General features: G+C 65.4%; 13 protein-coding genes. 9 read left to right on the forward strand and 4 right to left on the reverse strand.

Annotated features, from left to right (window positions below):
* Positions 1-198: 198 nt before the first annotated feature.
* The 4 genes from EJ069_RS19720 to EJ069_RS19735 form a co-directional block, all read right to left on the reverse strand.
* Positions 199-1299 carry an alcohol dehydrogenase family protein gene (locus tag EJ069_RS19720; protein WP_126062733.1) on the reverse strand — a complete coding sequence of 367 codons (1101 nt, stop codon included), beginning with the start codon at positions 1297-1299 and terminating at the stop codon, positions 199-201.
* A 22-nt stretch (positions 1300-1321) separates the two neighbouring features.
* Entirely contained in the window at positions 1322-2701 is a 1380-nt protein-coding gene (locus tag EJ069_RS19725) for an aspartate aminotransferase family protein (protein ID WP_126062734.1), read from the reverse strand.
* Between the two features lie 36 nt (positions 2702-2737).
* Positions 2738-4231 carry an NAD-dependent succinate-semialdehyde dehydrogenase gene (locus tag EJ069_RS19730; RefSeq protein ID WP_126062735.1) on the reverse strand — a complete coding sequence of 498 codons (1494 nt, stop codon included), beginning with the start codon at positions 4229-4231 and terminating at the stop codon, positions 2738-2740.
* A gap of 413 nt (positions 4232-4644) precedes the next feature.
* Positions 4645-5136 (reverse strand): Lrp/AsnC family transcriptional regulator, encoded by a 492-nt coding sequence (locus EJ069_RS19735; protein WP_126062736.1) that lies wholly within the window; start codon positions 5134-5136, stop codon positions 4645-4647.
* A gap of 83 nt (positions 5137-5219) precedes the next feature.
* Here EJ069_RS19735 and EJ069_RS19740 point away from each other — a divergent pair, with 83 nt between their 5' ends.
* The 9 genes from EJ069_RS19740 to doeA all read left to right on the forward strand — a co-directional run bounded on the left by EJ069_RS19740 (position 5220) and on the right by doeA (position 13947).
* Positions 5220-6605: a PLP-dependent aminotransferase family protein gene (locus tag EJ069_RS19740; RefSeq protein ID WP_126062737.1), complete on the forward strand. Its 1386-nt coding sequence runs from the start codon at positions 5220-5222 to the stop codon at positions 6603-6605.
* 136 nt (positions 6606-6741) lie between these two features.
* A complete protein-coding gene (gene ehuA / locus EJ069_RS19745; protein WP_126062738.1) occupies positions 6742-7527 on the forward strand; it encodes an ectoine/hydroxyectoine ABC transporter ATP-binding protein EhuA in 786 nt (261 codons plus the stop codon).
* Positions 7528-7672: 145 nt separating this feature from the next.
* Positions 7673-8473 (forward strand): ectoine/hydroxyectoine ABC transporter substrate-binding protein EhuB, encoded by an 801-nt coding sequence (gene ehuB / locus EJ069_RS19750; RefSeq protein ID WP_245456688.1) that lies wholly within the window; start codon positions 7673-7675, stop codon positions 8471-8473.
* Between the two features lie 160 nt (positions 8474-8633).
* Positions 8634-9293, forward strand: a complete 660-nt coding sequence (ehuC, locus tag EJ069_RS19755) for an ectoine/hydroxyectoine ABC transporter permease subunit EhuC (RefSeq protein ID WP_126062739.1) — start codon at positions 8634-8636, stop codon at positions 9291-9293.
* On the forward strand, positions 9293-9952 hold the full coding sequence (gene ehuD, locus EJ069_RS19760; RefSeq protein WP_126062740.1) for an ectoine/hydroxyectoine ABC transporter permease subunit EhuD: 660 nt from the start codon (positions 9293-9295) through the stop codon (positions 9950-9952). The genes ehuC and ehuD overlap by 1 nt, the downstream gene beginning before the upstream one ends.
* A 5-nt stretch (positions 9953-9957) precedes the next feature.
* A complete protein-coding gene (gene eutA, locus EJ069_RS19765) occupies positions 9958-10734 on the forward strand; it encodes an ectoine utilization protein EutA (protein ID WP_126064811.1) in 777 nt (258 codons plus the stop codon).
* A gap of 5 nt (positions 10735-10739) precedes the next feature.
* Entirely contained in the window at positions 10740-11741 is a 1002-nt protein-coding gene (eutB, locus tag EJ069_RS19770; RefSeq protein WP_189476520.1) for a hydroxyectoine utilization dehydratase EutB, read from the forward strand.
* On the forward strand, positions 11738-12730 hold the full coding sequence (locus EJ069_RS19775; protein WP_126062741.1) for a cyclodeaminase: 993 nt from the start codon (positions 11738-11740) through the stop codon (positions 12728-12730). Before eutB ends, EJ069_RS19775 begins: the two co-directional genes overlap by 4 nt.
* Before the next feature lie 38 nt (positions 12731-12768).
* Positions 12769-13947: an ectoine hydrolase DoeA gene (gene doeA / locus EJ069_RS19780; RefSeq protein WP_126062742.1), complete on the forward strand. Its 1179-nt coding sequence runs from the start codon at positions 12769-12771 to the stop codon at positions 13945-13947.
* Positions 13948-13951 lie beyond the last annotated feature (4 nt).

A 13951-nucleotide genomic window follows, 5' to 3' on the forward strand; every position in this document is an offset into this window, starting at 1 on the left:
CAGAGGCCCGGACGCCGCAATGACCTGGGCAAGCGCATCGCCGACTGCGAGGCGAGGACGCCCCGGTTTCGTCCGGGTGTCCTCGGATACGCACGCCCCGCAAGGCGTTTACTTCCCGGCGTATATTGGCTTGCCGTCGGCAATCGCCGCGACAGATGATGCGGCGACTGAGGAGCTCGCCGGGCGGTCCCTTCAGGATCAGGCGCCGCTCCACATCGCATCCGGCACCACGACCAGCTTGCCGACGAAGTCCTTGCCCATGAAGTCGGTCTGGGCGCGGTGGAAGTCCGACAGTTTGTAGACGCCGCCGACCAGCGGCTTGATCTTCTTTTCCTCGATGTAGCGGACGATACGGCGGAAGTCGGCGCGCGTGCCCTGGCTCGAGCCGTGGAGCTGGAGCTGCTTCAGATACATGGTGCGCAGATCGAGCTGCACGACCGGCCCGGCAATGGCACCCGCCGTGGTGTAGCGGCCCTCGGGCCGCAGGATACGCAGCAGGTCGTTGAAGATGGTCCCGCCCACGAGGTCGGCCACCACGTCGATGGGCTGGCCGCCGGTCGCTTCGTTGACGGCGGCGGGCAGGTCGGCCACGCCGCGCGTGATCACCTTCTCGGCGCCGATGTCGAGCACGGCCTGCTCCTTGCCCTTGCCGACGACGGCGTAGGGGATGGCGCCGCGCGCCCTGGCCAGTTGCACGATGCCCGAGCCGACGCCGCCAGAGGCGCCGGTGACCAGCACACGCTCGCCGGCCCGCAGCGCGGCACGCTCCAGCATCTGCTCGCCGGTGAGATAAGCGCAGCAGAAAGTGGCAAGCTCGACATCGCTCAGATCGGTGTTGACGACATGCGCGTTCTCCGCCGGCAGCGCCTGGTATTCGGCATAACCGCCGTCGCGGCCATGGCCCATATAGTCGATGTCGGCCAGCGAATCGTCGTCGCGGTTGTAGATCGAGAAGTCGACCATGACGCGCTCGCCGATGCGGTTCGCTGGCACGCCGTCGCCGATAGCGACAATGGTACCCACCGTGTCGGTGCCCTGGATGCGCGGGAAGGTCAGCGTGTTGCCCTGGCGGCGCCAGGTCGATACCGCGGCCGCGTCCTCCTCCGTGCCATAGGCGCCCTGGCGCACCCAGACATCGGTGTTGTTCATGCCGCAGGCGCTGACCTTGACCAGCACTTCGCCGGCGGCAGGTGCCGGCACCTTCACATCGGTGCGGTAGACGAGCTTCTCCAGGCCGCCATGGCCGGTAAGCTGCACGGCGGCCATGGTGGCGGGAACGGTTCTGGTCATCGCATTCATATCGCTTCTCGGACGTCGCTTCTCAGATGCTGGCGAGGACGCCATTCACAGCGTCGGCGGTCTTTTCGACGACAATGTCGGCCTCCTCGCGCGTCAGGCAGAGCGGCGGCGCGAAGCCGAGGATGTCGCCCTGCGGCATGGCGCGACCGATGACGCCGCTGGCGGCAAGCGCCGTGGCGATCTGCGGCCCGACCTTCAGCGCCGGATCGAAGAAGACGCGATCGTCGCGGTCCTTGACGAACTCGACCGAGGCCAGCATGCCGTCGCCGCGCACCTCGCCTACATTCCTGTGGCCGCCGACGGCCTTGGCGAGCTCGGCGCGGAAGTAGGCGCCCGTCTCGCCGGCATTCCGCACCAGGTCCATCTCATCGATCAGCTCGAGATTGGCGACCCCCGCGGCAACGCAGATCGGGTGCGCCGAATAGGTCCAGCCATGGCCGAGCGAGCCAAGCTTGTCGGAGCCCTTGACCAGCACCTGCCAGACCCTGTCGGAAACGATGACGCCGGACAGCGGCGCATAGGCCGAGGTCAGGCCCTTGGCGATGGTGATCAGGTCCGGCTTGATACCGTAATGGTCGGAGCCGAACATGGTGCCGAGACGGCCGAAGCCGGTCACCACCTCGTCGGCGACGAGCAGCACGTCGTATTTGTTCAGCACGGCCTGGATCTTCTGCCAGTAGCCGGCCGGCGGCGGCACGATGCCGCCGGTGCCGAGGATCGGCTCACCGATGAAGGCGGCGACCGTGTCCGGTCCTTCGGCGAGGATCATCTCTTCGAGCTTGTCGGCGCAATGCTGCGAGAACTGCTCCTCGCTCATCGAGCGGTCGGCGCGGCGGAAATAATAGGGCGCCTCGGTGTGCAGAATCGGGGCGCGCGGCAGGTCGAAGGCGTTGTGGAACAGCTCCAACCCGGTCAGCGAGCCGGTCATCACGCCTGAGCCGTGATAGCCGCGCCAGCGCGAGATGATCTTCTTCTTTTCCGGCCGGCCGAGCACGTTGTTGTAGTACCAGATCAGCTTGATATTGGTCTCATTGGCATCGGACCCGGAGAGGCCGAAATAGACTCGGCTCATGCCCTTCGGCGCACGGTCGATGATCATCTTGGCAAGCGTGATGGAGGCCTCGGTGCCGTGGCCGACATAGGCGTGATAGTAGGCGAGATTCCGGGCCTGCTCGGCGATGGCGTCGGCGATCTTCTGGCGGCCATAGCCGACATTGACGCAGTAGAGGCCGGCGAAGGCATCGATGCTCTTCTTGCCGGTGTTGTCCCAGACGGTGACGCCTTCGCCGCCAGCCATGATGCGGGCGGGTGATTCACCGCGAGCATGCGTGCCCATATGCGTCGAGGGATGGAAGAAGTGGTCGCGATCCCAGGCGGAGAGTTCGTTGGACTGTTCGAGCATTTTTTGACTCCTGACGAGAATGCGGGCCTGCGCAGCTTAGGCTACATCGAGGCAGAGATATTTGAGGTCGGTAAAGGCTTCGAGCCCGTGGCGCGAGCCCTCGCGGCCGATGCCGGATTGCTTGACGCCGCCGAAGGGGATCGGCGCACCGGTGATCTTGACGCGGTTGATCGCGACCATGCCGTAGTCCAGCGCACGCCCCATGCGCGCCTGCCGCGCGCCGCTGTCGGTGACGACATAGGCGACGAGGCCGTATTCGGTGGCATTGGCTCGGGCGACGACTTCGGCCTCGTCGTCGAAGGGTGTAACGGCGGCGACTGGCCCAAAAGTTTCCTCGCGCATGATCAGCGCTTCGTCCGGCACATCGACAAGCAGCGTCGGCTGATAAAACAGCGGGCCGGCAGCGTGGCGCTTGCCCCCGGTCAGGCAACGGGCGCCGTGAGCGATTGCGTCGGCGACCTGTTCCTCGACCTTCTTGACCGCGCGCTCATGCATCAACGGCCCGATCTCGGCGTCGGCGGACAGACCGTTGCCGACGCGGAGTTGCTCGATGCGGCGCGCGAAGGCGGCGCAGAAGCGGCCGTAGATCGGCCGCTGCACATAGATACGGTTGGCGGCGAGGCAATCCTGGCCGGAGGTGGCGAATTTGGCGTCGAGCGCGATGGTCACCGCCTTGTCGATGTCGGCGTCGTCGAAAACGATCAGCGGCGCATGGCCGCCAAGCTCCATGACCAGGCGCTTCATCGTCGCGGCACTCTGCGCGGCGATCAGCCGGCCGACTTCGGTCGATCCGGTGAAGCTCATGGCGCGGACTCGCGCATCGGCGCACATCGCACCGACGATGGCGCGCGCGTCGCCGGTGATGACGTTGAAGACGCCGGCCGGCAGCCCGGCGCGCTCGCCGAGCTCGGCCAGCGCCAAAGCCGAGAGCGGCGTTTCGGAGGATGGATGCGCCACCACAGTGCAGCCGGCGGCAAGCGCGGCCGCGGCCTTGCGGGTGAGCATGGCCGACGGGAAATTCCAGGGCGTGACGACGCCGACCACGCCGAGCGGCTCGCGGCGCACCGACATCTCGGCGTTCGGCAGATGGCTGGTGACGCTTTCGGCGCTGAGGCGCTTCGCTTCCTCGGCATACCACTCGACGAAGGAGGCGGCGTAGTCGATCTCGCCAAGCGATTCCTTCAGCGGCTTACCCTGCTCGAGCGTCATCAGCAGCGCCAGATCATCCTTGGCGGCGACGATCAGATCGAACCATTTTCGCAAAATTTTCGAGCGCTCCTGCGGCAACAGCGCCCGCCAGGAGGGAAACGCACGGGACGCGGCATTGATCGCCGTCGTCGTCTGGGCGGCATCGAGTGCCGCCACAAACGCGACGGTAGCGCCGGTCGCCGGATCGGTGACCTCGAAACTTGCCGCAGCCTCGCTTGCCGTCCAGTGGCCGTCGACATAGGCGAGCGCGCGCAGCAGGCGGCGATCGGCGAGGCGATCGAGCGCTTCATGGTGGTTGGTGCGGGCAAAATGCGCGGACATCAGTCAAGTCTCCCGGTGCCGAGGCGATAGGGAGAGACTAGTCGCGCTGTCGAGACAAAGAGGCTGTTTCGGCGGTCCGATGTAGAGAGATTTTCTCTATTGGCCGGGAGAGCAGGTCGATCTCTCTAGCTTGCCGGCTGGCGGGTGCGATCAAACGGTGAAAATTGGCCGAGGCTCCTCAGCCTCGTCATCCTTGGGCGAAGCAGGAGCGCAGCTCCGTCGCGCAGACCCAAGGATCCATGCCGTTACATTGATCGAAGGGCGCTGCGGCGCAGAATTCTGCACCGTCGCAATGCCTTGGCGCCACGGCATGGATCCTCGGGTCTGCGCCGCGTCGCTTCGCTCCTTGCTCCGCCCGTGGATGACGAAGTACTGACGTGTCGGCTAATCTCCACGCTGATCGGAAGACCGACTCACCCTTGCTCCGGCAGCAGGTCGGCCACCGGCAGCACGGTCTCGTCCTTGACCGTCTTGGTGACGATGTAGGTGAAGTAGCGGTCGATGCCGATCTCGCGTTCGAGCAGGCCGTCGACCAGCCGCTGATAGGCGTCGATGTCGCGCGCCATGACCTTCAGCACGTAATCGACGCCGCCGCCTACCGACCAGCAGGCGACGATCTCCGGTACATCCCGCACCACCCGCTCGAAGCGATCGAAATCCGCCTGGCGATGGTTGGCCAGCGTCACTTCCATCAGCACGGTCGCCACCGGCGCGATGACGCGCATGGCGACCGCGGCGTGATAGCCGGAGACGATGCCGGCTTTCTCCAGCTTGCGCAGCCGCATCCAGCACGGCGTCGGCGACAGGCCGACCTTTTCGGCCAGCGCCAGCTTGGTGATGCGCCCGTCGCGCTGGATGGCGTCGAGAATCCTGAGGTCGATCGGGTCGAGCTTCGCTGCCGCCATGCGGTATCCGCCTTTCGTTCAGGACACCATGACGATGCATTATTTCGATTGTCAATTGCACTGATTTCGATCTCTAATAAGTCATGACATTATGGCAGCCAGATCCTGCTCTCATCCGCCGCCCGGCCTATCTCTCGCTGGCCGACCAGTTCGCCCGCGCCATCCATGACGGGCGGCTGGCCAACGGCACGCAGCTGCCGACGCACCGCCGGCTGGCGGACGATCTGAAACTTTCGGTGCAGACCGTCAGCCGCGCTTATGAGGAATTGATCCGCCGCGGGCTGATTTCCGGCGAGGTCGGCCGCGGCAGCTTCGTGCAGACGCAGCGCCGGGAACCGGAGCCGCCCTACATCCCGGAACGGCTGGGCGAGGTCATCGACCTTTCCATCCTGAAGCCGGTCTGCGAGCCGATGCATCTGGAGAAACTGAAGCAGGCGCTGGGCTGGCTCGCCGAGAACCTGCCGTCCAGCTCGGCGCTGTCGTTCCGGCCGAACATGGTTTTCCCGCGTCACCGCGCGGTCGCGGTCGAATGGCTGAAGCTGTGCGGGCTGGAAGCGTCGCCGCAGAATATCAGCCTGACAAACGGCGCCACCGCCGGCATGACGGTAGCGCTGATGAGCGTGGCGCCGCCCGGCTCGACGGTCGCCACCGAGGCGATCGGCCACCACACGCTGGTGCCGCTCTCGCGCTATCTCGGCTTCAACCTCGAAGGGCTGCCGATCGACGGCAACGGGCTGATCCCAGAGGCGCTTGACGAGGCCTGCCGCCTCTCGGACATCCGCGCGGTCTTCGTACAGCCCTCGGTGATCAACCCGACGGCGACGTTGATGGACGCCACTCGCCGCGAGCAGATCGCCGCGGTCGCGCGCAAGCACGATATTGCGATCATCGAGAACGACGTGCTCGGGCCGCTGGTCGAAGGCCGGCCGCCGGCGGTCGCCGCGTTCGCGCCGGAGCGGACGCTCTACGTCACCTCCTTCACCAAGATCACCGTGCCCGGCCTGCGCATCGGCTATCTCGCCGTGCCGGACCGCTATGTGGCCGCCGTCGCCAACCGCCACCTCGTCTCGAACTGGATGGCGACGCCGATGGTGGCGGAGATCGCCACGCGCTGGGTGAATGACGGGACGGCGATGGAGCTGGTCAACTGGCAACGCCAGGCGCTGAGGCGGCGCCAGGAGATCGCCGCGGAAGTCCTGACGGGCGTGGACTATCGCGTCCACCGGGACGGGCTGCATCTGTGGCTGGAGCTGCCGGGCGACCGCGCCGAGGAGAGCTTTGTCTCTCAAGCGCGCCTGCGCGGCGTAGCGATCGCGCCGGGTACTTCGTTCCGCATCGCCGACACGCCGTGGCGTCCGGCCGTGCGCATCTCGCTCGGATCGACCACAGAGGGGGAACTGCGGGCGGGCCTGAGCGTTGTCGCCAAGCTGCTGCTCGGCGATCCGGAGCATCTCCTGCTCGCCATCTGATGCACAAAAGGAGTCCAGATTGCCCTGTAATTGTGCCGCGCCGGAAATATTGTCATGATATTATTTTCCTAATTGACATGATTTGACGCGTTTCGCATCGTTAAGGGCATAGGCTTCTCCAGAACGGGGAAATGGATTGCCCGCGCCCATCATCAAGGTCGATGCGATTTCGAAGAGCTTCGGCACCTTCAAGGTGCTGGACGGTTTGTCGATGCAGGTGATGCCCGGCGAGAAGCTGGCGCTGATCGGCCCGTCAGGCTCAGGCAAGACGACGATCCTGCGCATCCTGATGACCTTGGAGAAGATCGACGGCGGCCACATCCAGGTCGATGGCGAGCAGCTCTACCACATGGAGCGCAACGGCCAATTGCTGCCGGCCGACGAGCGGCACCTGGCCAGGATGCGCCAGAAGATCGGCATGGTCTTCCAGCTCTTCAATCTCTTCCCGCACAAATGCGTCATGGACAATGTGACGCTGGCGCCGATGCTCACCAAGGGCGTCGCGCGCGCCGCCGCCGAGAAGCGGGCGATGGAACTGCTCGACATGGTGGGCCTCGCCGACAAGACGAAAGCGATGCCGGCGCAGCTTTCCGGCGGCCAGAAGCAGCGAGTGGCGATCGCGCGCGCGTTGGCGCTGTCACCCAAGATCATGCTGTTCGACGAAGTCACCTCGGCGCTGGATCCTGAGCTCGTTGAGGAAGTTCTCAACGTCATGCGCAAGCTCGCGGCCGAGACCGACATGACGATGCTTCTGGTTACCCACGAGATGGGCTTCGCCCACGACTTCGCCGACCGCGTGCTGTTCTTCGACCGCGGCAGGATCGTCGAGGAAGGCAAGCCCGATGAGATTTTCCGCCATCCCAAACAGGAAAGAACGCAGAGCTTCCTGAAGAAGATCATCGCGGCCGGACATCGCGTCTGACCGCAATGCAAACGGGCGGCGCAAGCCGTCCACGGGCGGCCAAAGGCCGTCCCGAACCGAGCAAACCAATAACAGAAACAAGGAGTTGGGAACGATGAAGAAACTTGGCATTCTGGCTGGCGTCGCCGGCCTCGCAGTGAGCACGATGCTGCTCGCCTCCGGCGCGCGTTCGGCCGACGATGCAAAGCTGGAGCAGCTCAAGCAGCAAGGCTTTGCCCGCGTCGCCATCGCCAACGAGCCGCCCTATACGGCGGTGGCCGCGGACGGCAAGGTCTCGGGCGCGGCGCCGGACGTGGCGCGCGAGATCTTCAAGCGTCTCGGCGTCAACGACATCGTTGCCTCCATCTCCGAATATGGCGCCATGATCCCCGGCCTGCAGGCTGGACGCTTCGACGTCGTCACCGCCGGCCTGTTCATGAAGCCGGAGCGTTGCGCGGCGGTCGCCTATTCCGAACCGGTGCTGTGCGATGCCGAGGCGATGCTGGTGAAGAAGGGCAATCCGAAGGGCTTCAAGAGCTATGAGGACATCGCCAAGGACAGCTCCGCCACCGTCGGCGCGCCCGGCGGCGGCACCGAGGAGAAGCTGGCGCTCAATGCCGGCGTGCCGCGCGATCGGGTCATCGTCGTGCCGGACGGCCAGAGCGGCCTGAAAATGGTGCAGGATGGCCGCATCGACGCCTATTCGCTGCCGGTTCTGTCGATCAACGACCTGATGAAGAAGGCCAATGATCCCAACCTCGAAGTGATCGCACCGGTGCAGGGCGCCCCGGTCTATTGCGACGGCGCCGCCTTCAAGAAGGGCGACGAGGCGCTGCGCGATGCCTATGACGTCGAGCTCGCCAAGCTGAAGAAGTCCGGCGAGTTCGCCAAGATCATCGAGCCCTACGGCTTCTCCGCCAAGGCGGCGATGTCGACGACGCGCGAGAAGCTCTGCGCGGCGAAGTAAGCTCTTTTTCCTTCTCCCCGCTTGCGGGGAGAAGGTGTCACGAAGTGACGGATGAGGGGCGGCGCCGGCATTTCAAGGTTCGCGCTGCCCCTCATCTGCCTGCCGGCATCTTCTCCCCGTATACGGGGAGAAGAAAGCTAACCGCAAACGTTGGAACCCTATGACCCAGTGGTCCGGCTATCTCGGCCTGATATTGCAGGGAGCGCTTGTCACCATCGAGCTGACGCTGATGGGATCGGTGCTGGCGCTGATCATGGCTTTCCTTGCCGGCATGGGGCGCGTGTCGCGCTTCTTCCTCCTGCGCGCGATCGCCACGGCCTATATCGAATTCTTCCGCGGCACCTCGATCTTCGTGCAGCTGTTCTGGGCCTATTTCGTGCTGCCTTTCGCCGGCCTGTCGCTGACGCCGCTGCAGGCCGGCGTGCTGGCGCTGGGCTTGAATGTCGGCGCCTATGCGGCGGAAGTTGTGCGCGGCGCCATCTTGTCGGTCGGCCGCGAGCAATATGAGGCCTGCACGGCGCTCAATCTCGGCCGCTGGCAAGGCATGCGGCACGTGATCCTGCCGCAGGCGCTGCTCGTCATGTTGCCGACCTTCGGCAACAACGCCATCGAGCTGCTCAAGGCGACGTCGGTCGTGTCGCTGATATCGCTCGCCGATCTCACCTTCCAGGCGCAAGTGGTGCGTTCGCAGACCGGCAGCACGCTGATGCCGTTCCTGTCCGTGCTGATCATTTATTTTGCGCTGGCGCTGATCATTTCCTGGGGCGTGCGCACGCTGGAGCGCCGCATGGCGCGCGGCCTGGATGGAGTGCGCGTCTGATGGACTGGGATTGGAACTTCGTCTGGGAGATCATGCCGACCCTGATCCAGGGCGTGAAGATCACCATCCTGGCAACCATCCTGGGCTCTATCCTGGCGGCGATCGTAGGGCTTGCGATCGCGCTGGCGCGGCGCTCCGAGAACCGGCTCGTCGCGCGCAGCGTCGGCTGGTTCGCCGAATTCATCCGCGGCACGCCGCTGCTGGTGCAGCTCTATTTCATCTTCTACGTGCTGCCCGATATCGGCATCCTGTTGCCGCCGCTGGTGGCTGGCGTGATCGGGCTCGGCCTGCACTACGGCACCTACACGGCCGAGGTCTATCGCGCCGGGATCGACAACGTGCCGCGCGGCCAGTGGGAGGCGGCCAAGGCCTGCAATCTCAACGGACGCCACACCTGGACGCATATCATCCTGCCGCAGGCGATCCCGCCGATGATCCCGGCCCTGGCCAACTATTTCATCGCCATGTTCAAGGAGACGCCGCTGCTTTCGGCGATCACAGTGCTCGAGCTGATGAACCAGGCGAAGAGCGTCGCCAACACCTATTACCGCTATATCGAGCCGATGACGCTGGTCGGCGCGTTCTTCCTCGTCATCAGCCTCTGCTCCGTCGTGCTGTTGCGCTGGCTGGAGCATCGCTACGGCAGGATCGAAAGATGAAAGTCATGAAAGCACTGCCCGAGATCCGGCTCGAAACGGCGCGCCCCGCGCTTGACGCACGTCCGCTGGAAAAGCGCGTCGGCCTGATCGCCTTGGCCACCGACCACACCAGCGAGGTGGATTTTCGCCGCATGGTGGCGAGCGAGCGCATCGGCGTCTACGTCGCGCGCATCCCTTACGCCAATCCGACGACGCCGGAGAATTTGCGCAAGATGCAGCCTTCGCTATCAGCGGGCGCGGCGCTGATCCTGCCGGACGAGACGCTCGATGCCGTCTGCTACTCCTGCACCTCCGCTTCCGTGGTGATCGGCGACGCCGAGATTGAAGCTGCGATCCAGGCGGCCAAGCCCGGCGTGCCGGTGGTCACGCCGCCGATGGCCGGTATGCGCGGGCTGAGCGCCTTCGGCGTGAAGCGCATCAGCATCCTGACCCCCTACACCGTCGAGACCAGCCGGCCGATGGCCGCCTATTTCGCCGCGCATGGCTTCGACATCCAGAGCTTCACTTGCCTCGGCTTCGAGGATGACCGCGAGATGGCCCGAATCAGGCCGGCTTCCCTCATCGACATGGCGCGCAAAGTCACGCATCCGCAGGCCGATGCGCTGTTCGTCTCCTGCACCGCGTTGCGCGCCGCGCTCGCGGTGCCGGGCATGGAAGAGGCGATCGGGCGTCCGGTCGTCACCAGCAACCAGGCCAGCGCCTGGAACTGCCTGCGGCTCTGCGGCGACGCGACGCCGCGACCGGAGTTCGGCCGCTTGTGGACCAAGCCGCTGGCCCAGTGATCGTCATGCCCGTGATCGAGATGCCAGTTACGCTTCAGCATATTCGCGCCGCGCGCGAACGCATTGCCGGCAAGGTCGAGCGGACGCCGGCTGTGCTGTCGCAAAACCTGTCGGAGCGCGTGGGCCATCCTGTTCATCTCAAGCTTGAGCACCACCAGACCACCGGCGCCTTCAAGCTGCGCGGCGCATCCAATGCGATGGCCGCCCTGAGCCCGGACGAAAAATCGCGCGGCGTCGTCGCCGCCTCGACCGGCAATCACGGCCGCGCGCTGGCGCATGCGGCCAAGCTCGAAGGCATGCGCGCGGTGATCTGCATGTCGAGGCTGGTGCCCGAGAACAAGCTCGATGCCATCCGCCGCCTGGGCGCCGAAGTGCGCATTGTCGGCAACAGCCAGGACGACGCCCAGCAGGAGGTCGACAGGCTGGTGGCGGAGGAAGGGCTGGTCATGCTGCCGCCCTTCGACCATACCGATATCGTCGCCGGGCAAGGCACGCTTGGGCTGGAAATCATGGGACAGGTTCCGGACGCAGCATGCGTGCTGGTGCCGCTCTCCGGCGGTGGGCTCGCGGCCGGCGTGGCGGCGGCCGTCAAAGGCGTGAGCCCGGGCACTAAAGTCATCGGCATCTCCATGGCGCGGGGCGCCGCGATGAAAGCCAGCCTCGAGGCAGGCCGACCCGTGCAGGTCGAGGAACTGCCGACGCTGGCGGACTCGCTCGGCGGCGGCATCGGCCTCGACAACCGGCTGACCTTCGCCATGTGCCGCGACTTGCTCGACGACGTGGTCCTGCTTTCCGAGGACGAGATCGCCGCCGGCATTCGCCATGCCTATGAAGAGGAGCGCGAGATCGTCGAAGGTGCCGGCGCCGTCGGCATTGGCGCCCTGCTTGCCGGCAAGGTCAAAGTGAGCGGCCCGACTGTGCTGATCCTCTCCGGGCGCAACATCGACATGAGCCTGCACCGCCGCATCGTCTGCGGCGAATTCTCCGTGAAGGAGCGCGCCGCATGAGCCGGATGACAATTCTCACCGAAAGCGATCTTCGCAAGATCGTGATGCTCGACCTGGAAGCCGTCGCCTGCGTCGAGAACGCCTTTCGCGCCCTGGCCACGCTCCCGGTGGCGATGCCGCCAATCTTGAGGCTCGACATTCCCGAGCATCGCGGCGAAGTCGACGTGAAGTCCGCCTATGTGCCAGGCATAGACGGCTTCGCCGTCAAGATCAGCTCCGGCTTCTTCGACAATCCGAAGCTCGGCCTTCCGAGCGGCGGCGGCATGATGGTGCTGCTTTCGGCCAAGACCGGCGTGGTCGAGGCGCTGCTGCTCGACAATGGTTATCTGACCGATATCCGCACGGCGGCCGCCGGCGCGGTCGCGGCCAGGCATCTGTCGCGCGAAGATTCCAAGGTCGCGGCGATCTTCGGCGCCGGTCTGCAGGCCGGCCTGCAATTGGAAGCGCTGCGCCTCGTGCGGCCGATCGAGGAAGCGCGGATCTGGGCGCGCGACGCCGCCAAGGCCGAAGCAACCGCCGCCCGCCTGCGCGACAGGCTGGGCATCATGGTTCGCGCCGAGCCGGATGCCGCGAACGCGGCAGCCGGCGCCGACATCATCGTCACCACGACGCCGTCGACCGAACCGCTGATCAAGCCCGGGTTCGTTTCCGCCGGACAACACATCACCGCGATGGGCTCGGATGCCGAGCACAAGAACGAGATCGCGCCGGCGATCCTGCGCATGGCCGACCTCTATGTCGCCGACAGCGCCAAGCAGACACGGCGCCTTGGCGAGCTCCATCACGCGATCGAGGCTGCGGTTTTCGCAGCCGACGCCGAGGTCACCGAACTCGGCCAGATCATTGCCGGCAGCAAACACGGCCGGCGCTCGGCAAGCGACATCACCATCGCCGACCTCACCGGCACCGGCGTGCAGGACACCGCGATCGCCACGCTTGCGCGGGATCGCGCGCGGGCGGCGAAGGCGGGAACGATTTTCGAGAGCTAGTACCGGCCGCAAGGCCCAACAAACGAGGACCAAGAACAATGCAGCCAAATCTGAAATTCTCGCGGAGCGAATTTGCCGATCGCCTCGCCAAGACCCGCAGAGCGATGGAGGCCAAGGGGGTCGATCTGCTGATCGTCAGCGATCCCTCCAACATGGCCTGGCTGACGGGGTATGACGGCTGGTCCTTCTATGTGCATCAGGCGGTTATCGTGCCGCCTACAGGCGAGCCGGTCTGGTACGGCCGCGGCCAGGACGCCAACGGCGCCAAGCGCACCGCCTATCTCGCGCATGACAACATCATCGGCTACGCCGACCACTATGTGCAGTCGACCGAGCGGCATCCGATGGACTACCTTGCCAGCGTGCTGGCCGAGCGCGGCTGGGACAAGCTCTCCATTGGCGTCGAGATGGACAATTACTGGTTCTCGGCCGCCGCCTTCGCGTCGCTGCAGAAGCACTTGCCAAATGCCCGCTTCGCCGACGCCACCGCGCTGGTCAACTGGCAGCGCGCGGTGAAGAGCCCGACCGAGATCGAGTACATGCGCAACGCCGCCCGCATCGTCGAGGCGATGCACCAGCGCATCGTCGACAAAATAGAAGTCGGCATGCGCAAATGCGATCTCGTCGCCGAGATCTACGATGCCGGCACGCGCGGCGTCGCCGGCATTGGCGGCGACTATCCGGCGATCGTGCCGCTGCTGCCGTCAGGCGCCGACGCTTCGGCGCCGCATCTCACCTGGGACGACAAGCCGATGAAGGCGAATGAAGGCACGTTCTTCGAGATCGCCGGCTGCTACAACCGCTATCATTGCCCGCTGTCGCGCACCGTCTTCCTCGGCAAGCCGACGCAGGCGTTCCTCGACGCCGAGAAGGCAACGCTGGAAGGCATGGAAGCCGGCCTTGCCGCCGCGAAACCCGGCAACATCTGCGAGGACATCGCCAATGCCTTCTTCGCCGTCCTGAAGAAATACGGCATCGTCAAGGACAACCGCACCGGCTACCCGATCGGTATCTCCTATCCGCCGGACTGGGGCGAGCGCACCATGAGCCTGCGCCCCGGCGACCGCACCGAGCTCAGGCCCGGCATGACCTTCCACTTCATGACCGGGCTGTGGCTGGAGACGATGGGGCTGGAAATCACAGAGTCGATCCTGATCACCGACACCGGCGTCGAATGCCTGGCCAATGTGCCGCGCAAGCTCTTCGTGAAGGACTGAGGCC

This window comes from Mesorhizobium sp. M2A.F.Ca.ET.043.05.1.1 (assembly GCF_003952445.1).
Classification (GTDB): domain Bacteria; phylum Pseudomonadota; class Alphaproteobacteria; order Rhizobiales; family Rhizobiaceae; genus Mesorhizobium.